General features: G+C 65.9%; 12 protein-coding genes. 5 read left to right on the top strand and 7 right to left on the bottom strand.

Translation table 11 applies throughout. From position 1 onward, the window contains the following. The first annotated feature begins 150 nt into the window (after positions 1-150). The gene (locus IFU00_01180) at positions 151-3,513 is read left to right on the top strand and encodes a PAS domain S-box protein (protein MBD8540889.1); all 3,363 of its coding nucleotides are present in this window, start codon (positions 151-153) and stop codon (positions 3,511-3,513) included. Beyond that, a complete protein-coding gene (locus IFU00_01175) occupies positions 3,510-4,505 on the top strand; it encodes a two-component system response regulator (protein MBD8540888.1) in 996 nt (331 codons plus the stop codon). Before IFU00_01180 ends, IFU00_01175 begins: the two co-directional genes overlap by 4 nt. Before the next feature lie 407 nt (positions 4,506-4,912). On the opposite strand, the gene IFU00_01170 is transcribed toward IFU00_01175, so the two are convergent. The 5 genes from IFU00_01170 to IFU00_01150 all read right to left on the bottom strand — a co-directional run bounded on the left by IFU00_01170 (position 4,913) and on the right by IFU00_01150 (position 11,831). Next, positions 4,913-6,091, bottom strand: a complete 1,179-nt coding sequence (locus tag IFU00_01170; protein ID MBD8540887.1) for a glycosyltransferase family 4 protein — start codon at positions 6,089-6,091, stop codon at positions 4,913-4,915. A 12-nt stretch (positions 6,092-6,103) separates the two neighbouring features. Further along, complete coding sequence (locus IFU00_01165) at positions 6,104-7,204, bottom strand: glycosyltransferase family 4 protein (protein MBD8540886.1); 1,101 nt, start codon at positions 7,202-7,204, stop codon at positions 6,104-6,106. A gap of 35 nt (positions 7,205-7,239) precedes the next feature. Beyond that, entirely contained in the window at positions 7,240-8,190 is a 951-nt protein-coding gene (locus IFU00_01160; protein MBD8540885.1) for a GDP-mannose 4,6-dehydratase, read from the bottom strand. A 1-nt stretch (position 8,191) separates the two neighbouring features. Beyond that, on the bottom strand, positions 8,192-9,232 hold the full coding sequence (gene gmd, locus IFU00_01155; protein MBD8540884.1) for a GDP-mannose 4,6-dehydratase: 1,041 nt from the start codon (positions 9,230-9,232) through the stop codon (positions 8,192-8,194). A 286-nt stretch (positions 9,233-9,518) separates the two neighbouring features. Further along, complete coding sequence (locus IFU00_01150) at positions 9,519-11,831, bottom strand: NADP-dependent malic enzyme (GenBank protein MBD8540883.1); 2,313 nt, start codon at positions 11,829-11,831, stop codon at positions 9,519-9,521. 149 nt (positions 11,832-11,980) lie between these two features. Here IFU00_01150 and thiL point away from each other — a divergent pair, with 149 nt between their 5' ends. After that, the gene (gene thiL, locus IFU00_01145; GenBank protein MBD8540882.1) at positions 11,981-12,949 is read left to right on the top strand and encodes a thiamine-phosphate kinase; all 969 of its coding nucleotides are present in this window, start codon (positions 11,981-11,983) and stop codon (positions 12,947-12,949) included. Here thiL and IFU00_01140 read toward each other — a convergent pair. Beyond that, positions 12,931-15,555 (bottom strand): EAL domain-containing protein, encoded by a 2,625-nt coding sequence (locus IFU00_01140; protein MBD8540881.1) that lies wholly within the window; start codon positions 15,553-15,555, stop codon positions 12,931-12,933. The genes thiL and IFU00_01140 overlap by 19 nt on opposite strands. After that, positions 15,552-17,588: a response regulator gene (locus IFU00_01135; GenBank protein ID MBD8540880.1), complete on the bottom strand. Its 2,037-nt coding sequence runs from the start codon at positions 17,586-17,588 to the stop codon at positions 15,552-15,554. Before IFU00_01135 ends, IFU00_01140 begins: the two co-directional genes overlap by 4 nt. Before the next feature lie 349 nt (positions 17,589-17,937). Between IFU00_01135 and IFU00_01130 the strand changes: the two genes are divergently transcribed. Both IFU00_01130 and IFU00_01125 read left to right on the top strand, forming a co-directional pair. Then, the gene (locus IFU00_01130) at positions 17,938-18,468 is read left to right on the top strand and encodes a CinA family protein (protein MBD8540879.1); all 531 of its coding nucleotides are present in this window, start codon (positions 17,938-17,940) and stop codon (positions 18,466-18,468) included. Positions 18,469-18,651: 183 nt separating this feature from the next. Further along, positions 18,652-21,468 (top strand): insulinase family protein, encoded by a 2,817-nt coding sequence (locus IFU00_01125; GenBank protein MBD8540878.1) that lies wholly within the window; start codon positions 18,652-18,654, stop codon positions 21,466-21,468. Positions 21,469-21,499 lie beyond the last annotated feature (31 nt).

Raw genomic sequence — 21,499 nt, 5'->3', positions numbered from 1 at the left:
ACAGCCTGAGATGGTCGTTCGGGCGCTACAAAACACAACAATTCGTCCAGCATTCTCACGTGCACCCACACAGCAAATTCGGAAAATGCGATACTTTGAATTAATGCCACATGGAAGTTTTTTTTACCTCAGCACAACCCTGCCTTCACTATGCTGCCATCGTTCGCCGTTCCTGAAGATCCATCCCTGCTGACGTACGGGATGTACGACCCCACCCTGGTGGTGCTGTCGCTGCTGGTGGCGATCTTCTCGTCGTGGATGGGGTTGCAGGTGACGGGCCAGGCCAACGCCCATCCGTCGCAACGCGCCATTGCGCTCGGCACAGGCAGTCTGGCACTCGGCGCCGGGGTCTGGGCGATGCACTTCATCGGCATGCTTGCCTTCGACCTGTGCACGCCGGTGCATTACGACCACTGGACGACGGTGCTGTCGGCGCTGCCCAGCATCGGCGCGTCGTGGGTGGCGCTGAGCCTGATCTCGCGTCCCGAACTGCGCCTGTCCCACTTGCTGGTCGGCGGCGTGCTGGTCGGCGCCGGCATCGGCGCGATGCACTACGCCGGCATGGACGGCATGCGCATGCGGCTGTCGCTGCACTACGACCCGTTCACGTTCGCGGTCTCGATCCTGGTGGCCGTGATCCTGGCCACGCTGGCCCTGAGCGTGCGCCACGGCCTGTCGCGCTTCCAGTCGGTGTCCGAATCGCGCCGCCTGCTGCTGTCGGCGTGCGTGATGGGCTGCGCGATCGCCGGCATGCATTACACCGGCATGGCGGCTGCGCGCTTCTCGGGCACGATCGATCCGGGCGACGCGGGCAGTGCCAACAGCGGCTTTCTGGCGCTGTCGATCACGGTGACCACGGTGGCGCTGTCGGTGGCCGTGCTGGGGGTGAACGGCCTGCTGCGCTATCGCCAGATGTTCCAGGACCTCTCGCGCAGCGAAGCCTGGATGCGCGCCCTGCTCACCACAACGGTCGACGGCGTGATCACGGTCGGGCGTGACGGCATCATCACCGAATTCAATGCCTCGGCCGAGCGCATCTTCGGCTGGCGCCGCGAAGAGATCGTCGGGCGCAGCATCAGACTGCTGCTCACCGAGCGCGGTCGCGCCGCCAACTTCAACGTACTGACCGTGCTGGCGCGTGGCAGCCTTGAAGGCATCAACACCAGTACCGAAACCTGGTGCCTGCACAAGGATGGCCACGAAGTCCCGGTACGGGGTGCGATCGGCCATGCGCGGCTGCGCGAGCAGGACCTGTTCGTCTGCTTCGTCACCGACATCAGCGAGCGGCGCGCAATGGAGAGCGCGCTGCAGGCCAGCGAGCAGCAGTTCCGCTCCCTCATCGGCAATATTCCCGGCATCTCGTATCGCAGTGCGCTCAATGAAGACTGGCCGCTGATTTTCATCAGCGATGCGGTCGAACGCGTCACCGGTTACCCCGCGCGCGACTTCCTGGGCAGCCCGCCGCGCCGCGTGTTCGGCGCGATGATCCACGCCGAAGACCGCCTGCGGGTGGGCAAGGAAACCAGCGCCGCGATGCGCGAGCACCGGCCGTACCTGGTCGAATACCGCCTGCTGCACGCCGATGGCAGCGTGCGCTGGTTGTGGGAAAACGGCACCGGCGTGCACGATGAGGCAGGCAACCTCCAGTACCTCGACGGCGTCATCCTCGACATCACCGAGCGGCGCGAGATGGAAGAAGCGCTGCGCTGCGCCAAGGAGAAGGCCGAGCAGGCCGCGGCCGCCCGCGCTACCTTCGTGGCAAATATGAGCCACGAAATCCGCACGCCGATGAATTCGATCCTTGGCTTCACCGACGTGCTGCTCGACGGCGAACTCAATCTCGAGCAGCGCCGCCACCTGGACACCGTGCGCAGCGCCGGCCGCGCCCTGCTGCGGCTGCTCAATGAAATCCTCGACACGGCCAAGCTCGAAAAAGGCGCGGTCGAACTCGAACAGAACGACTACAACCTGCTGTCGCTGATCGATGAACTGTCATCGACGCTGGCGGCCAATGCCCGCGCCAAGGGCCTGCACCTGGACATCCAGTACGACCCGGCGCTGCCGACCGGCCTGCGCGGCGACGAACTGCGCATGCGCCAGGTGCTCACCAACCTGCTCGACAACGCGATCAAGTTCACCGCCACCGGCGGCGTGACGCTGACCGTGAGCGCCGATGTCGACCAGCTGTGCATCGCCGTGATCGACACCGGCATCGGCATCGCGCCCGACCGCCTGGCCGCGATCTTCGATCCGTTCACCCAGGCCGACGCGTCGATGACGCGCCGCTTCGGCGGCACCGGGTTGGGCACCACGATCAGCAAGCAGCTCGTCGAGCTGATGGGCGGACGGATCTGGGCCGAGAGCGAGCCGGGCCAGGGCGCGACCTTTCACGTGCGTGTGCCGCTGATCCTGGCGCGCTTCTGCAATCACGCGCCGCGGGTGCGCAGCGCCGCCGTACTGCCGCCGCTGCGCGTGCTGGTGGCCGACGACGTGCCGCAGAATCTCGAACTGATGCAGCTCCTGATGACGCGCCGCGGGCACACGATGACGGCCGCGCGCGACGGCGGCGCGATCGTCGAACTGGCCACCAGCGGCGAGTACGACGTGGCGCTGATGGACTTCCAGATGCCGGTGATGGATGGCCTGGACGCGACCCGCGCCATTCGCGAGCACGAGGCGCGCCATGGAACGGCGCGCCTGCCGGTGATCGCGATGACCGCCAGCGTGCTGGCCGAGCACCGCCAGGCCAGCGTCGATGCAGGCATGGACGGCTTTGCCAGCAAGCCGGTCGACTGGTTCGCCCTGTCGCATGAGATCGCGCGCGTGCTCGGCCTCGAAGGTGGCGTGCCGGTCGAAGCGGCCGCCGTCCCGACGGCGCCACGCGAAGTGCTCAACCGGCGCGCCGGCCTGCACCGCTGGAGCAACCGCGAAGACGCTTACGCCGAAGCCCTCGACCACTTCGGCCGCCAGTACGCGCAGCTGGACGGCGCGATGCGCCTGCATGCCGCCGGCGGCGAGCACGTGCAACTGCGCATGCTGGCGCACAAGGTGCGCGGCGCCGCCGCCAACGTCGGCCTGGAGCGCTTGTCCGACGCGCTGGCCACGCTGGAGCAGGCGACCAATGCGGTGCCGACCGACGAGCGGCACGCGGCCGAGGCGCTCGGCGTGGCGGGACAGGCGCTCGAGGCCGCGCTGGCCGCGATCGGCAACGTGGCCGCCACGCCAGTGCCGGCCACGCCAGGCGCCACCGTCGACCTGACACGCGCGCGGCGCGCCGGCGGCGTGCTGCTCGAAGCGCTGCGCCGCGGCGCCCTGAACGACGGCGCCATGACCAGCCTCGCTGTGGCGCTGGCCGCCCATCCGGCCATCACCCGCGTGGTCCAGGTGCAGTCGGCCATCGCCGATTTCGATTTCGATCTCGCCCTCGATCACCTGGAGGCCGTGATGGCGATCCTGGGGGCCGAGTCCTCTGACGGCGCGCCTGGCGACGCCACCAACGATCCTTCCGCATGAACCAACCGAATACCCGGCCGCTGATCCTGGCCGTCGACGATGAAGCGAGCAACCTGCAGCTGCTGCGCCAGATCCTGCAGGACCACTACCGCCTGCTGTTCGCCAAGGATGGCGCGCGTGCGCTCGAACTGGCGCGCCAGGAGCAGCCCGACCTGGTCCTGCTGGACGTGATGATGCCGGGGATGTCCGGCTACGAAGTGTGCGCGGCGCTGAAGGCCCATCCGGCCACGGCGTCGGTGCCGGTGATTTTCGTGACCGCCCTGACCGAGACGGCCGACGAAGTGGAAGGGTTCGAGGCCGGCGCGGTCGACTACATCACCAAGCCGGTCAGCCCGCCAGTCGTGCGCGCGCGCGTGCGCACCCACCTGTCGCTGGTGCGCATGGAAGCGCTGCGCGCGAGCCGCCTGGAAATCGTCCAGCGCCTGGGCCTGGCGGCCGAGTACAAGGACAACGAGACCGGCCTGCACGTGATCCGCATGAGCCATTTTTCGCACGTCCTGGGTATCGCGGCCGGCCTGAACGAGGCGGAAGCGGACGACCTGCTGCATGCGGCGCCAATGCACGACGTGGGCAAGATCGGCATCCCGGACCGCATCCTGCAAAAACCGGGACCGCTCGACCCCGACGAGTGGAAGATCATGCAGAGCCACGTGACGATCGGCGCCGAGATCATCGGCGAACACGCCAGCGGCATGCTCGCACTGGCGCGCAAGATCGCGCTCACGCACCACGAAAAATACGATGGCAGCGGCTACCCGAACGGCCTGGCCGGCGAAGCAATCCCGCTGGTCGGCCGCATCGTGGCCATCGCCGACGTCTTCGACGCACTGACCTCGTTGCGCCCCTACAAGAAAGCCTGGACCGAAGAAGACGCAGTCGCCTTCCTGCACGACCAGAAAGGCCGCCACTTCGACCCCCAGCTAGTCGACCTCTTCACCACCCGCCTCCCCGCCATCCGCGAAATCCGCACCCGCTGGGCCGAAAAACCCTAACCCCCCTCTAAAAATTAATTAGGGTCAGAGTAGAATTGTTGGGCAATTACCCAAAGTTGCCAAACAATTCGACTCTGACCCTAATTGTTTTCAGGGCTTTTTCGACGGTGCGCGGCGTTTCCGATGCCGGCTGTAATTGAATTTTTTTGAAGCATCAAATTACACGCCAAACTGGCAAAAATTAATTAGGGTCAGAGTCGATTTATTGGGCAATTCCTCAAAGTTGTCAAACAATTCGACTCTGACCCTAATTGTTTTTCAAGGGTTTTTGGGCATGGATTTATTGGTGACAGCGACGCAGGCGGGGATTGGGGATGCGATCGGCGTTGCCGATCGCGGGGTGATGCGGTGTCTCAGACTTTCGTCTGCGATGCGTCGTCTCAGACTTTCGTCTGCGATGCGTCGTCTCAGACTTTCGTCTGCGACAAACCTGCTTCCGTTTGATCAAGCGTAGCGGTGCTTGAACCGGTGGCGCGGCGGGCGATCAGGTCGTGGTAGAGCGCGGTGTAGTTGGCGGCCATTTGCTCGGAGGTGAACAGCTCTTCGAAGCGTGCGGCGGCGCGCCGGCCCATCGTGCGTGCCAGTTCGGGGTTGTCCCACAGCGTGCGCATTGCGGCGCGCAATGCCAGTGCGTCCGATGGCGGGACCACCAGGCCCGTGTCGCCATCGATGTTGATGTACGTGGTGCCGGTGCCGATCTCGCTCGAGATCATGGGCTTGCCGTACATCGCGCCTTCGAGCAGCGAGATGCCGAAAGCTTCCGAGCGCAGGTGCGATGGGAACGAGACCGCGTAGCACAGCGTCAGCAGCGCGGCTTTATCGGGTTCGTCGATCGCGCCGACAAACAGGACGTTCTTCAGGCCGAGGCGCGCGGCTTGTTCCTTCAGTTCTTGCTCGATGGGCCCCGCGCCGACGATGACGACCGGGTAATCGGTGCCAGCCGCCGCCTCGAGCAGGATGTGCAGGCCCTTGTAATAGCGCAGCACGCCCACGAACAGGAAGAACTTGGGGCCGACCCGCTCGCGCCAGTGCGCCAGGCGATCGGGATCGGGCTGTGGGTAGGTGGTGCGGTCCAGGCCAAACGGGATCACGCTGGTCTTGTCCGGATAACGCGCCAGCACCGTCGACGAGCCCAGGTAATTGGGCGAGGTCGCGACGATGGCGTCGACGCTGCGCAGGAAGCGGTGCTTGAGCGGCTGGTACAGGCGCAGCAAGTGGCGCTGGCGCACGATGTCGGAGTGGTAGGTGACCACCGTCGGCTTGTTCACGCGCGCCATGAAGTGCGCCAGGTCCATGAACGGCCACGGGAAGTGGTAGTGCACGACGTCGGCTTCACGCGCCAGGCGCGCCAGCGCGCCGATCGATTGGACCGAGATGGCGTTGGACGCGATCTCGGCATTGAGCGGGACCCGGTGCACCATATGGCCTTCGAACTCGAACGGTGCGAGGTTCTGGTGGCGCGACAGCGACAGCACGGTATTGGTCACGCCAAGGCGCCCGGTGCCCACGGCCATCTGGCGGATCACCTGTTCGACGCCGCCGACCGAATCCGGGTGGTAGGTCTTGTAAAAATGAAGGACGCGCATAATCAACTCAGCTTACTGCGAAAGTACGGCTCGGTACACATTTGCCGTCAGGCGTGCGGTGTTTTGCCATGTCAGTTGTTCGGCACGTGCACGCCCGGCGGCGATACAGCGCGTGCGCGCAACGCTGTCTTGTGCCAGCGTACGCATGGCCTCGGCCAGTTCGCCCGCCGACAGCGGGTCGACCAGCAAGGCCGCATCGCCCGCCACTTCGGGCAGCGAGGTCGTATTGGACGCCACCACCGGCACGTTCGACGCAAACGCTTCGAGCACCGGGATCCCATAGCCCTCGTACAGCGAGGGAAAGACGAATACACCGGCGCCGACATACAGGTGGCGCAATTGTTCCTGGTCGGTCAGGCGATCGAGCCAGACGAGGTTCTCGCCCGCCGCGCGCGCCGCTCCCATGCTGGCCACCAGAGCGTCGCTGCGGCTGCCGGGCGCGCCGACGATCACCAGCGCGCGTTCGGCGCGCACGGCCGCCGGCAGCATCAGCCAGGCGGCCAGCAAGCGCTCGACGTTCTTGCGCGGCTGCAGCGTGCCCACGAACAGAAAATAGCCCGCCTGCAGTTCGTAGGCTGCCAGCGTGGCGCGCGTGGCCTCTGGCGCGGGCGGTGTCAGCCAGCTTTCGTCGACGCCGCACGGCACCACCGTTACGCGCCGTTCGTCGATGCCGAAGCACTCGACCAGTTCGGGGATGGCAAAGTGCGACAGCGCGATCACGTGGTCGGCCTTGCGCGCGGCCTTGGCCTGCAACTGGTTTTTCAGCCCGCGCAAGCGCGGATTGCACCACTCCGGGTGCTTGATCGGCAGCGCGTCGTGCAGGCTGGCCACGACCGGACAGTCCATGCGCACCACGCGGTAATCGGTGACGTGGAACACGTCGAGCGGCATGTGGACGCGGTGCGCCGCCGGCGTCACCAGGTCGAGCAGCGTGGCGGCTTCAAATGAATACGGAAAAGCCTGGCCGACACTGATGCCGCCAGCCCTACCGCGCGCACGCGGCCAGGACCACGGCGTGACGGTGCAGCCGGTGGCCGGAAGGTGGCGCAGCAGTGCATTGGTGTAGACACCGATGCCATCGAGGCGTCCGCCCGTCAGCCCCGGTTCGATCATGGTCGTCCCGAGGCCGACGTTGATCGCTGCGGCGTTCACGCCAGGTACATCCAGCGCAAGGTCTCGTACAGCGGCGTCGGGGCCAGGTCGCCCACCACGGCAGTCAGCTTGCGATTGCTGCCAGTCAGTTGCAGCACGTCGTTGGCACGCACGAAGGCCGGATTGACCTGCACGTCGATGCGGTAGCCGGCGATCTCGCCCATCATCTCGATGACGTTCGACAGCGAATGCGGCGTCCCCGAGCAGACGTTGAAGGCTTCGCCGGCCGGCGCTGCCGCCAGGATGCGGCGGTAAGCACGCGCCACCATGCGCACATCCGAGAAATCGCGCGCGATGGCGAGATTGCCCAGTTCGATGCGCGCTTCGTGGCGGCGGAAATGCGAAACGATTTTCGGCAGCAGGAAATTGTCCGCCTGCCCCACGCCGGTGTAGTTGAACGGCCGCACGATCGTGATCGGCAACTTGTCCATCCACAGGCGCGCCATGTATTCCATGGCCAGCTTGCTCACCGCGTAATCGTTGGCCGGCGAAGGCAGCACGTCTTCATCGATGACAGGCACGCTGGCATTACCATAGATGTTGGCCGACGACGCCAGCAGCACGCTGGTTGGCCGGTGACTGCCCGACGCAAGCGCTTCGAGCAGGTTGCGCGTGCCCACCACGTTGACGCGGTAAATCGCTTCGACGTTGGCGTGGCCGACAAACGCGATACCGGCCAGGTGCGCCACGACATCGGGCTGCACCTCGGCCACCATGGCAGCGACCGCATCGCGGTCGCACAGATCCACTGCGACCATGTCGGGGCCGACCTCTTCGCCCGGCATCACGGTGCCGAACACGCGGTAGCCGGCAGCCGCCAGCTCTTGCGCCAGGTAGTACCCGGTAAAGCCGCGCAGGCCCGTGATCAGGGCGCGCTGCCCTTCCCCTTCACGCAGCGGGGCGCGCCCCGAAGATGCGCTGGTGTCGTCCGTGGCCAGGCGCGTCATATCAGAACGAGAAGCCCAGTTCGTTGCGACGCAGATCGGCATCGACCATCATCTGGCACAGCTCTTCGAGCGTGGTCTTCGGTTCCCAGCCCAGCTCGCGCCTGGCCTTGGCCGGATCGCCAATGAGCAGCTCGACTTCGGCCGGACGATAGAACTTCGGCGAGACGCGCACCAGTTGCTTGCCGCTGGCGGTGCAGTGGGCCACTTCGTTGTCGCCGCTGCCGCTCCAGTCGAGTGTCACGTCGACGGCCTTGAAGGCCATGTTGACGAAATCGCGCACAGTCTCGGTGCGGTTGGTCGCCAGCACATAGGTGTCAGGCTTGTCGGCCTGCAGCATGCGCCACATGCCTTCGACGTATTCCTTGGCAAAACCCCAGTCGCGCTTGGCGTCCATATTGCCCAGCTCGAGCACGTCCTGCTTGCCCAGCTTGATCTTGGCGACGGTATCGGTGATCTTGCGCGTGACGAACTCACGGCCGCGCAGTGGCGACTCGTGGTTAAACAGGATGCCCGACGAACCGAAGATGTCATACGACTCGCGGTAGTTGATCGTCATCCAGTGCGCGTACAGCTTGGCCACGCCATACGGGCTGCGCGGGTAGAACGGGGTTTCTTCGATTTGCGGGATCGCCTGCACCTTGCCGAACATTTCCGACGTCGACGCCTGGTAGAAGCGGATCTTCGGGTTGACGATGCGGATCGCCTCGAGCAGGTGGACGGCGCCCAGACCGGTAATCGATGCGGTAGCCAGTGGCTGGTCGAACGACACGCCAACAAAACTTTGCGCTGCCAGGTTATAGACCTCGCCCGGCTGCGCCGTTTCCAGCAGGCGGATGCTCGAGGCCAGGTCGGTCAGATCGTATTCGACGAGCGACAGGTTCGGATGCGTGGTAACGCCGAGCTCATCCATGCGCCAGAAATTGACTGAGCTCGAACGGCGATAGGTGCCGGTGACGTGGTAGCCTTTTTCGAGAAGCAGTTGCGCCAGATAGGCGCCGTCCTGGCCGGTGATGCCGGTGATGAGGGCTCGTTTGTTATGCATATGATGGATGATTTGAAGTTGGTCTTGCAGGCGCAATGTGATGAAAAACGCGCCCGGCCAAACGAAGATTGTAACAGAGGAGGTCGCCAGACTGGCTCGCGCTCCGGAGTTTGGTGCAATTCAGACAACGCTTACCCGGTCAATTATGACGCGGAAATGACGCGATAAACCGCGTGCTTACGGTTTGTTACGAGTGTCCCGGGACCGCGACAAAGGGCGACAGCCCGAGACAAAGCATGGCGGCGGCGCGTGGACGGCACTGCCATCCACGCGTTCATTGCGCTGCTTAGCGTGGCGAAACCGCCTCGACGACGGCCAGCGCCGTCATGTTGACGATCCGGCGCACGGTCGCTGACGGCGTCAGGATATGCACCGGTCGCGCGCAACCCAGCAGGACCGGACCGATGGCAATGCCGTTGCCGGCTGCCGTCTTGACCAGGTTATAAGCGATGTTTGCGGCGTCGATATTCGGCATCACGAGCAGGTTCGCATCGCCCTTGAGCGTCGAGTTCGGCATGATCTTGGCGCGCATCTTGGCGTCGAGCGCCGTGTCGCCATGCATCTCGCCATCGATTTCCAGGTCGGGCTTCTTCTGCTGCACGAGTGCCAGCGCGGCGCGCATCTTTTGCGCCGATTCCGTATTGGCGCTGCCGAAGTTCGAGTGCGACAGCAACGCTGCGCGCGGGACGATGCCGAAGCGTTCCATCTCTTCGGCCGCCATCACCGTGATCTCGGCCAGTTGCTCGGCGTTCGGATTTTCGTTGACGTGGGTATCGACCATCGCCAGCTGACGCTCTGGCGTGATGACGAAGTTCATCGCCGCATACACCTTGGCGCCGGCGCGCTTGCCCAGCACCTGGTCGACGAATTCCAGGTGCATCTGGGTGGTACCGTAGGTGCCGCAGATCATGCCGTCGGCTTCGCCCTTGTGGATCATCATCGCGCCGATCAGCGTGTGGCGGCGGCGCATGGCCAGCTTGGCCAGGTCTTGCGTGACGCCCTTGCGCATCACCATCTGGTGATAGCTCTGCCAGTAATCGCGGTAACGCTCGTCGAAATCGGGGTTGATGACATCGAAGTGCACGCCGAGTTTCAGGCGCAGGCCGAATTTCTCGATGCGCTGCTCCAGCACGGCCGGGCGACCGACCAGGATCGGGCGCGCCAGTTTCTCGTCGACCACTACCTGCACGGCGCGCAGCACGCGCTCTTCTTCGCCTTCGGCGTAGACGATGCGCTTGAGCTCATCCGGCGCGCTCTTGGCGATCGTAAACAGCGGCTTCATGAAGGTGCCGCTGCGGTACACGAACTGCTGCAGGCTCTCGGCGTAGGCGCCCAGGTCCTCGATCGGGCGGGCCGCAACGCCGCCGTCCATCGCAGCCTTGGCCACGGCCGGCGCGATATGGGTCAACAGGCGCGGATCGAACGGCATCGGGATCAGGTATTCCGGACCGAACGACAGGTTCGAGATGCCATACGCCGAGGCCACGATGTCCGACTGCTCGGCGTGCGCCAGGTCGGCAATCGCGTGGACCACGGCGATTTCCATTTCGCGCGTGATCGTCGTCGCGCCACAATCGAGCGCGCCGCGGAACATGTAAGGGAAGCACAGCACGTTGTTGACCTGGTTCGGGTAATCCGAACGGCCGGTGGCGATGATCGCATCGCTGCGTACGGCCTTCACGTCTTCGGGCAGGATCTCGGGGTTCGGGTTGGCCAGCGCCAGGATCAGCGGGCTCGGGCCCATCGACGCGACCATTTCCTTCTTGAGCACGCCACCAGCGGACAGGCCCAGGAAGATGTCGGCGCCCGGGATGACTTCGGCCAGGCTGCGGTGCGGCGTGTCCTGGGCAAAGCGTTCCTTGTCCGGGTCCATCAGTTCGACGCGGCCCTTGTAGACCACACCGGCCAGGTCGGTGACATAGATGTTTTCGATCGGGAAGCCCAGATCGACGATCAGGTCGAGGCAGGCCAGCGCGGCCGCGCCAGCGCCGGACACCACCAGTTTGCACGACGTGATGTCCTTGCCCACGACTTTCAGGCCATTCATGATCGCGGCGCCGACGATAATCGCCGTGCCGTGCTGGTCATCGTGGAAGACCGGGATCTTCATGCGCTCGCGCAGCTTGCGCTCGATGTAGAAGCACTCGGGCGCCTTGATGTCTTCGAGGTTCACGCCGCCAAAGGTCGGCTCGAGCGAAGCGATGATGTCGACCAGTTTGTCGGGATCGGTTTCGTTGATCTCGATGTCGAACACGTCGATGGCGGCGAATTTCTTGAACAGCACGCCCTTGCCTTCCATCACCGGCTTGGAGGCCAGTGGGCCGATATTGCCCAGGCCCAGCACGGCGGTGCCGTTGGTGATGACTGCTACCAGGTTACCGCGCGCCGTGTACTTGTAGGCGTTGGCGGGATCCTTGACGATTTCTTCGCATGGCGCCGCGACGCCCGGCGAGTACGCCAGCGCCAGGTCGCGCTGGTTCAGCAAGCCCTTGGTGGGCGTGACGCTGATCTTGCCGGGACGTGGGAACTGGTGATATTCGAGCGCTGCTTGGCGCAATTGCTGACGCAATTCTTCTTTTTTGTCAGATGACGAATCCATGCTGAGAGGCCTTCCTGGTGCGAAACGGGGCTTTCGATTCTATCAGAGAGGGTCTTGGCAACGACTACGTATTTTCAACATGATTATGTGCGGTTGCAGCAAAATCGTCCGGGCTGGCTGGCGGTAGGCGCCACGGTACAATCGCCGCCATGCTCTCCGAATTCGACCTCATCAAGCGCTACTTCAAGCGCGACCAGCCTGGCCGCGCGCCTCTGGGCATCGGCGACGACTGCGCCCTGCTCGCCATCACGCCGGGGCGCCAGCTTGCCATCTCGTCCGACATGCTGGTGGAAGACCGCCACTTCTTTGCCGGCGCCGACCCACGCATGCTGGGCCACAAGGCGCTGGCCGTGAATCTGTCCGATCTGGCCGCCATGGGCGCGCGCCCCGTCGCTTTTACCCTGGCGCTCGCCCTGCCCGAGGCCAACCCGGACTGGCTCGCCGGCTTCTCGCAAGGCCTGTTCGCCCTGGCCGACGCGCATGGGTGCGAGCTGATCGGGGGCGACACGACCAGAGGGCCGCTGAACATTTGCATCACCGTGTTCGGCGAACTGTTGCCCGGCCACGCGCTGCGGCGCGATGCGGCGCAGGCGGGTGACGACATCTGGATCTCGGGCACGCTGGGCGATGCGCGCTTGGCGCTGGCGGGCTACTGGAACGAACTCGAACTCGACCCGGCATTGCATGCAGAGGCGGCCACACGCATGCACCTGCCGACGCCGCGCGTGGCCCTCGGCCTGGCGCTGGCCAGCCTGCCGGTTGCCCATGCAGCGCTGGATATCTCGGACGGCCTGGTGGGCGACCTTGGCCACATCCTGCAAGCCTCGCGGGTGGGCGCGACGCTCGACGTCGATGCGCTGCCGGCCGGCCCGGTGCTGGCGCAGCAGGCGCCGGCATTGCGGCGGCGCTTCACGGCGGCCGGCGGCGACGATTACGAGTTGTGCTTTACCGCGCCGCGCGCCGCGCGCGAGGCCGTGCTGGCGGCAGGGGCACAGGCCGGCACGCCGGTCACGCGGGTGGGCACGATCGACGCCGCACCCGGACTGCGCCTGGTCGATGCGCACGGCGTGGCGCTCGATCTGGCGCTGTCAGGCTGGGATCACTTCAGCGGCGCCTGATGCGCGGTGTCCCCGTGCGTGGGAGCATCGCCTTCGCGCGGCGCCTTGCGGTCGTCATACGGCCCATGCGTCATCCAGTAATGGCGAAACGCCAGCCTAATATTGTCGCGCAGTTCCATGTCGTCCCACGGCTTGGTATAGAAGCGGTAGATCGCGCCGCGGTTGATCGAATCGAGCACCGCCTCCACGCCCGTATCGCCCGACAGGATGATGCGGATCGTTTCCGGATACATCTCCTTGACCTTGCTGAGAAACTCGGTCCCGCTCATCACCGGCATGCGCTGGTCGCACAGGATCACGTGCACGTGGTACAGGGCCAGCAGTTCGAAGCCTTCGCTCGATGACGATGCCGTCAGCACGCGGTAGCCGTCGCGCCGGAACAGCCGGTGCAGCGCAGCCAGCACGTTCACATCGTCGTCGACGATGAGCAGCGTCTGCACGTTGTCGATGACTTCCGGCGGCTCGTTCGGATTGGCGCGGTTCGACACCACGAGCTTGGCTAGCTGTGCCGCCGGCAGCGCGCGCGAAAAGTAGAAGCCCTGGATTTCATCGCAGCGGTTGCGCCGCAGGTAGGCCATCTGGGCGCGAGTCTCGACGCCTTCGGCAACCACCTGCATGTGCAGGCTGTGCGCCATGCTGATGATGGCCAGCGCAATCGCCGCATCGTCCGGATTGGTGATGATGTCGCGCACGAATGCGATGTCGATCTTGAGCTTGTCGATCGGGAAGCGCTTCAGGTAGGCCAGGCTCGAATAGCCGGTGCCGAAGTCGTCGATCGCGATGCGGATTCCCAGCGCCTTCAGGCGCGTGAGTACCGCCGTCGTGCGCTCGACATTTTGCATCAGCGCGCTTTCGGTCAGCTCCAGTTCAAGCAGGCCCGCCTCGATCCCATGGCGTTCGAGGGCGCTGCGCACCACGTCTTCCAGGTCGCCCTCGACGAACTGGCGGCTTGAGACGTTCACCGCCACCCGCACGTCGCGCACACCCTCCGCGTTCCAGGCAGCGATCTGGCGGCAGGCTTCGTTGATGATCCAGTCGCCCACGCGCACGACCAGGCCCGTCTCTTCCATCACCGGCACGAATTCGGCCGGATACACGAGGCCATAGCCGGGCCGGTTCCAGCGCAAGAGCGCTTCGCTGCCGGCAATGCGGCCCGTATTGAGTTCCAGCTTGGGCTGGTAGTGCAGCACAAACTGGTTGTCCGCCAGCGCGCCGCGCAGCGCCAGTTCGAGGTCCAGGCGCGCCAGCACCTGCACGTTCATGCCGGCGGTGAAGAAGCGGTAGCCGTCGCGCCCCGCTTCCTTGGCCCGCACCATGGCCGTGTCGGCGTACTTGACCAGCGTGCCGGGGTCGATCGTGTCGTCCGGGTACATCGCGATGCCGATGCTGGCCGTGAGCGCGGCCTGCTGGCCGTGCAGGTCGAACGGCAGGCGCAGCGATTCGCGTACTTCGTTGGCCATGTTCACGGCATCCTGCTGCTCGCGCGGCATCGTCAGGATCAACGCGAATTCATCGCCGCCCAGGCGCCCGACCGAATCGCGCACCTTCACGCAGCGCACCAGGCGCGTGCTGAACTGGCGCAGCAGCTCGTCGCCCGGCGCAGTGCCGAGCGAATCGTTGATCACCTTGAAGCGGTCGAGCGTGATGCACAGCACCGCCACGCGCCAGTTCTTGTCCTGGGCCAGCTCGATCGTGCCACGCAGGTTTTCAAAGAACAGCGTGCGGTTCGGCAGGCCGGTCAGCGCGTCGTAGCTGGCCGCGTGGCGCAGCCGTTCCTGGGCTTGCAGGCGTTCGCTGATGTCGCGCGCCACGGCAATGAGCATGCGCTGGGCGTTTCGCTGCCCTTCCGGGTCTTGCAGCTTCCAGCTGATTTCTACCGGCACCGAGCCTTCGCCGCCGGCGCGCAGCAGGTCGGTCTCGACGATGTCGGGTTCGGGCCGCCCACCCTGCGCCGCCGCACCCATGTGGCGCTCGAGCTGCGTGCGCGAGGCCAGGCCCAGCGCCACCGGATCGATGCGCAGCAGCGCGTCGCGCGAAAAACCCAGCATGCGGCAGGCGCCTTCGGAGACGTCGACCATCGCCATGCTGGCCGTGTCGATCAGGAACAGCGCATCGGGCGTGGCGTCCATGGCGCCCCGAAAGCGCGCCAGTTCGGCAGTGCGCTCGCGCACCTGGCGTTCGAGTTCGCTGCCGTAGTCAAGGGATTCGCGGTGCAGCAGGCGCACCTCGAGCAGGTTGCGGATCCGCGTCATGACCTCGACCGTGTCGAACGGCTTGCCGATGAAGTCGCGCGCGCCGGCTTCGAGCGCCGCCAGTTTCTTGTCCGGTTCGGCCGTCACCACCAGCACCGGCAGCCACGAATCGCTCTCCAGGGGTTTCAGCGCTTCCATCACGTCGAAGCCGTCCATGCCGGGCATGTGCAGGTCGAGGATGATCAGGTCGAAACGGTGCTTCAGGTGCAGCGCGACGACCTGGCGCGGATCGAATGTCGAGGTGACGTTTTCATAGCCCGTGGTCTTCAGGAGATATTCGAGCAGCTGGACGTTGACCGGTTCGTCATCGACGACCAGAATGCGGGCCCGTCTGATGTCGGACAGGGAAATCATGGGTGGTTCCTTTCGCCTGACGCGGCCAGGTCAGGGCCCTCCGCCAGGGTGCTGTTGATCGCTTCAGTGAATTTCTCGATGTCGATCGGCTTGGTCAGGTAGCGGTGAAAGCCCGCTGCCACGCCGCGCTCGATATCGCGCGGCATGGCATTGGCGGTCAGCGCAATCACCGGGATGTCCGCGGTTTCCGGGTCCGCCCCCAGCTGGCGCAGCACCTCGAAGCCGCTCATGCCGGGCAGGTTCAGGTCCATCAGGATGATGTCGGGGCGGTGCGCCCGCGCCAGTTGCAGGCCCAGATGGCCGTCGTGCGCCGACAGCAGGCGCAGCTCGCGCCGGAACGCCACGATCTCTTCGACCAGGCGCAGGTTGGCCGGGTTGTCCTCGACATACAGCAGCAGGCGCGGCGCGGTGTCGGATGTGGAAGCGGGCGAGGTCGCCCCGCCGCCGCCGGGGGCGGCGCGTTCGGCCAGGCTGGACGTGCGCGGCGCGGTGCTGGCCAGCTCGATCCAGAACACGCTGCCCACGCCCGGGCTGCTGGTCACGCCGATCTCGCCGCCCATCAGCTCCACCAGGCGCTTGGTCACCACCAGGCCGATACCGGTGCCTTCCTGCGTGCCCGACTCCTGGCCCAGCCGGTTGAACGGCTGGAACAGGCTCGCGACCTGCTCGGGATTGAGCCCGTTGCCGGTGTCCTGAATCGACAGGCGCATGCGCGTGGGCGTGGTCTGGTCGCACGTGAGCACCACGGCGCCCTCGTCGCGGTTGTACTTGACGGCATTTGACAGCAGATTGAGCATCACTTGCTTGAGGCGCGTGCGGTCGGCCATCACCACGGCGCCGTCAACGTCCGGGAACAGCACCCGCACCTTGCGCGTGGCGGCGATCGGCTCGATCATCGTGCGGCACTCGAGCAGGATGTCGGCCAGCGCAACCGGTTCCATCGACAGCGTGATGGTGCCCGATTCGACCTTGGCCAGGTCGAGGATTTCGTTGATCAGCGTGAGCAGGTGCCGGCCCGACTTGAGGATGTGGTTGGCAAATTCCTTCTTTTGCTCGAGCGTCGACGGCAGCGTGTCGGAGGTCAGGATCTGGGCAAAGCCCAGGATCGCATTGAGCGGCGTGCGCAGCTCGTGGCTCATCGACGACAAAAACGCCGACTTGGCCTGGTTGGCGCTGCGCGCTTCTTCGTTGGCGTTGGCCAGTTCGGCGTTGGCCAGCGCCAGCTGCAGCGTGCGCTCATCGACGCGCTGCTCGAGCTGCTCGTTCAGGCGCATCACCTCTTGCTGGGCGTGCGAGCGCTCGGTGGCGGTGCGCAGGGTGGCGTTGTGCGAATCTTCGAGCTCGCGCGTGCGGCCTTCGATCTCCGTCAGCATGGCGTTGAACGAGTCGGCCAGCTCGGCCGCCTCGTCGTCGCCGATACGCGGCGCGCGGCGCGAATAGTCGCGCGTGGCCACCACGTCGCGCGCCACTTCGGTGATCGCGATGATCGGCGACGTGAGCACGCGCCCGAAGCGGCGCATGAGCAGGTAGGCGATCGCCATTGCGATCAGGGTCACGCCAACGGCGATGGCAAGGTAATCGATGAAGCGCGCCAGCATGCGGTTCTCGGCGCGCATCACGACCGTGCCGACCGTCTCGCCATTTTCGACGATCGGCTGGCTGACCACCATGATGCCGTTGCCGCTTTCGTCGATCTGTTCGAGCCGCTGCGGCGCGGGCCGCTGTTCACCGGCAGCCGAATAGGACGCGAACAGCTGGCCGCGCGCATCGTAGATCGCGGCGCCGCGCACCAGGGGACTGGCCCGCAGCAGCAGCAGGTCTTCGTTGGCAAGGCGCGGGTCGTCGAACGTGAGTGCGGCAGACGTCATGTGGCCGACCAGTTCGGCGTCGGTCGACAGGTCATTGACGAGCGTGTGGTGATAGCTGCGCAGGTCATAGGCCACCACCAGGGCGATCGAGACCAGCAGTGCGACGAGTGTGGTCGTCATCACCATTGCTACCAGCTTCTTGCGAATCGAGCGCTGGCGGCTCATGCTTCCTCCACGAACCGTTTCACGAAACGGCTACGCGTGTGCGCGGGGCGCTGACCCGTTTGGGCTGGCGACTTCACGATCGGGCCAACCCTGGCTGGCCACATGCGATGCGTCCGTACGGCATTGTAAGATCTACGTAAAACAAAAAAGAGGCATCCAGTTACAGGGCCAGCTGCGTTCCAGCATAGCAGTCCGGCCAAGCCGCATGTCGCACGGAACATCTGTCAGGGTTCGACAACAACTTTGCCTTCGATGCGTCCATGCCGAGAGCATAGCATCTTTGCGTATGGCAATATCCAACGCGGCTGCTCTGCTGCCAGCATGCCGTACCGGGACACTGCGCGCTAGAATGGAATCACACGGACAGCCCGTCCGCCGACTGCACAAGGAGACGCACGTGACGCATGAACTTACCGATCTTGCAAATCAGGTCAGCCAGACGCTTGGCGCCAAAAAAATGATGCTGGCCACGGCCGAATCCTGTACCGGCGGCGGCATCGCCCAGGCGCTCACCGACATTGCCGGCTCGAGCGACTGGTTCGATCGCGGCTTCGTCACCTATTCGAACACGGCCAAGAACGACATGCTCGATGTCTCCGACGCCGTCATCGCCCAGTTCGGCGCCGTCAGCGAAGAAGTGGCCGCAGCCATGGCCGCGGGCGCCGTCGCCAACAGCAGCGCCGACGTGGCGGTCTCGACCACCGGCATCGCCGGTCCGAGCGGCGGCGTGCCCGGCAAGCCGATTGGCACCGTGTGCTTCGGCTGGGCGCAGGGCGACCGCGTGCAGACCGAGCGTCTGGTGTTCCAGGGCGACCGCCAGGCCGTGCGCGCGCAGGCTGTGGCGCATGCGCTGCGCGGGCTGCTGCGCTTTGTCGAATAGGCGGGTAAAGGCGGCGCCGGCCCACGCCTTTCGCGCGTATCCGCGATAATAGCGTGTTGTGCGAGGCCGGTTCGACGGTGTCCTGCAGCCCCCCACCCTGCCGGCTGGCCAGGGCGTCGCCTGGCCGACGCCGGCGTCGTTGCCAATGAATTATCTGGAGAATGCTTGAATATTCCTACCCTGATGGTCCCGCTGATGCTGGCCGCTGCGCCGGCCTCCGGCCCGGCCCAGGCGCAGCCCCCCGCCCCTGCGTCGTCACCGGCAGCCGCGCCGGTGCCGTCGATCGCTTTTGACAAGCTGGTGCTGCCCAACGGGCTGCAAGTCATCCTGGTCGAAGACAAGCGCCTGCCGATCGTGGCCGTGAACCTGTGGTACCACGTCGGCCCGGCCAACGAAGCGCCCGGCCTGACGGGCTTTGCCCACTTGTTCGAGCACATGATGTTCGCGGCCACCGCGCACATCCCGCGCGGCATGGCCGACCGCCTGCTCGAAGGCGCCGGCGCGACCGACAGCAATGGCGGCACGGGGTACGACAGCACCAGCTATTACGATACCGTGCCGTCGAACCAGCTTGAACTGGCGCTGTGGGTACACGCCGACCGCATGGGCTACCTGCTCGACGTGCTCGACCAGCAGGCGCTGACCAACCAGCAGGACGTGGTGCGCAACGAGCGGCGCCAGACCGTCGAGGGCGAGCCGTACGGCATCGTCGAGGAAGCGCTGGCGCGCACGCTGTTCCCGCAGGGGCACCCGTACGCGGCCTCGATCATCGGTTCGCACGCCGACATCCAGAGCGCACGCCTGGAAGACGTGCGCGCCTTCTTCACCCAGTACTACGGTCCCAACAACGCCAGCCTGGTGATCGCCGGCGACATCGACAAGCAGAGCGTGCGTGAGCTGGTCACGCGCTACTTCGGCGGCCTGCGCCGTGGGCCGGACGTGGTGCGCCCGCACGTGGTCACGCCCCCGATCACGGCCGAACGCCGCGTCGTTGTGCGCGACCGCGTCGAGCTGCCGCGCGTGTTCATGGGCTGGCTCACGCCGCCGGCCTATCAACCGGGCGACGCCGAACTGATGGTGGCGGCCACGATCCTGGGCGGCGGCAAGTCGAGCCGCCTGTACAAGTCACTTGTCTACGAACGCCAGATCGCGCAGGACGTCTCGGCCTCGCAAGGCTCACTGGGCCTGGCGTCGACCTTCGTCATCGACGTGACGGCGCGCGCCGACCACACGCCGCAAGAGATCGAAGCGGCGATCGACGCCGAACTGGCCCTGCTCCGCACCGAAGGCCCGACGGCGCGCGAGGTCGAACGCGCGCGCAACAGCCTGGAAACGTCGCTGCTGGCGTCGCTCGAAAAGCTGGGCGGCGATGGCCTGGCCGAGCAGCTCAATCACTACAACCTGTACACGGGCGACCCGGGCTACCTGGACAAGGACCTGGCGCGCCTGCGCCGCATCGACGCCGCCGCCGTCCAGCGCGCAGTGCAGACCTGGCTGCCGCAGCAGGCGCGCGCCGTCGTCACGGGCGTGCCGGGCAAGCCGAAGGTGGACGATCCGCGCGCCGGCAAGCCTGCCCGCGCCGCTGCCGTGCCAAAGCCGGTAGCCCCGGTCAACGTGGCCGAAGCGTGGCGCGCGACGCCGCCAACAGCCGGCCCGGCGCCGCGCTTCAGGCAGCCGCTTGGCGAGACCTTCACGCTGGCCAATGGCCTGACCGTCATCCACTACCGCAATCCGGCGCTGCCGCTCGTGTCGAGCCAGCTCGTGGTGCGCAGCGGCGGCGCCGCCAATCCATCCGACCTGCCCGGCCTGGCCGGTTTTACCGCCCAGATGCTGGAAGAAGGCACGGCCACGCGCAGTGCACCCGCCATCGCCGACGACATCGCCCAGCTGGGCGCGTTCATGGACACGGGCAGCAGCGACGACGTCTCCACCGTCTCGCTGCTGGCCCTGACGTCCACCTTTGCGCGCGCGCTGGAAATCGTCGCCGACATCGTCCAGCGCCCGGCATTCCCGGCCGCCGAGATCGAGCGCCAGCGCCAGGACCGCCTCGGCGCGCTCACGCAGCAGCGCGACGACCCGGAAACCGTCGCCGCGCTGGCGGCGGCGGGCGCACTGTTCGGCGCTGGCCATCCGAAAGGCTATGGCCAGCTTGGCCTGGAGCCGGCCATCCGGCGCACGACGCGGGATGACATCGTGGGCTTCTGGCGTCGCCACTACGTGCCGTCGAACGCGGCGCTGGTGGTCACGGGCGACATCACGCGCGCCGAACTGGAAGCGCTGGCGCAGGCGCAGTTCGGCGGCTGGACGGCGTTTGATGCCCCAGCGGCTGCGGTTGGCCCGGCCAAACCGACCGCTGCGCGCCTGGTCGTGATCGATCAGCCGGACGCCGGCCAGACGGCGCTGCAGGTGGCGACGATGGGCCCGGCGCGCGACACGCCCGACTTCCCGGCGCTGCAAATCATGAACGGGGTGCTGGGCGGGATGTTCTCGAGCCGGCTCAACAACAATCTGCGCGAAACGCGCGGGCTGACGTATGGCATCCATTCACACTTCGACTACGACCGCCAGCCGGCGCCGTTTTCGGTGGAAGCGAGCGTGCAGCAGGATGCGACCGGCGAAGCGGTGCGCGAAATCCTGCGCGAAGTCGCGCTGCTGCGCGAGCAGCCGATCTCCAGCGACGAATTGACAGCGGCGCGCAATGCGCAGCTGTTGTCGCTGCCGGGGCAGTTCGAGACCAATGCCGACATCGGCGCGAGCCTGACGGAGTTGTTCGTCTACGGGTTACCGCCGGATTACTACGACAACCTGGCCACGCACCTGGCCAATGTCGGCGTCGACGACGTGCAGGCGGTGGCGCGCCGCTGGCTCGATCCGGACCGGATGATCGTGGTGGCGGTGGGCGAACGGCGCAAGATCCTGCCGCAGTTGCAGAAGCTGGGGCTGGGGCAGCCAGAGATTCGGGATGACGATGGGCAGGTGAGCGACAAGCCACGCCACTGAACCGGTAACCCACTACGCCGTGCTTGCCCGG

Origin of the sequence: Oxalobacteraceae sp. CFBP 8761 (assembly GCA_014841595.1) — a bacterium.
In the GTDB taxonomy this organism is placed as follows: Bacteria; Pseudomonadota; Gammaproteobacteria; order Burkholderiales; family Burkholderiaceae_D; genus Telluria.
The sequence above is the reverse complement of the archived record's forward strand: the minus strand, read 5'-3'. Positions and strand labels throughout refer to the sequence as shown.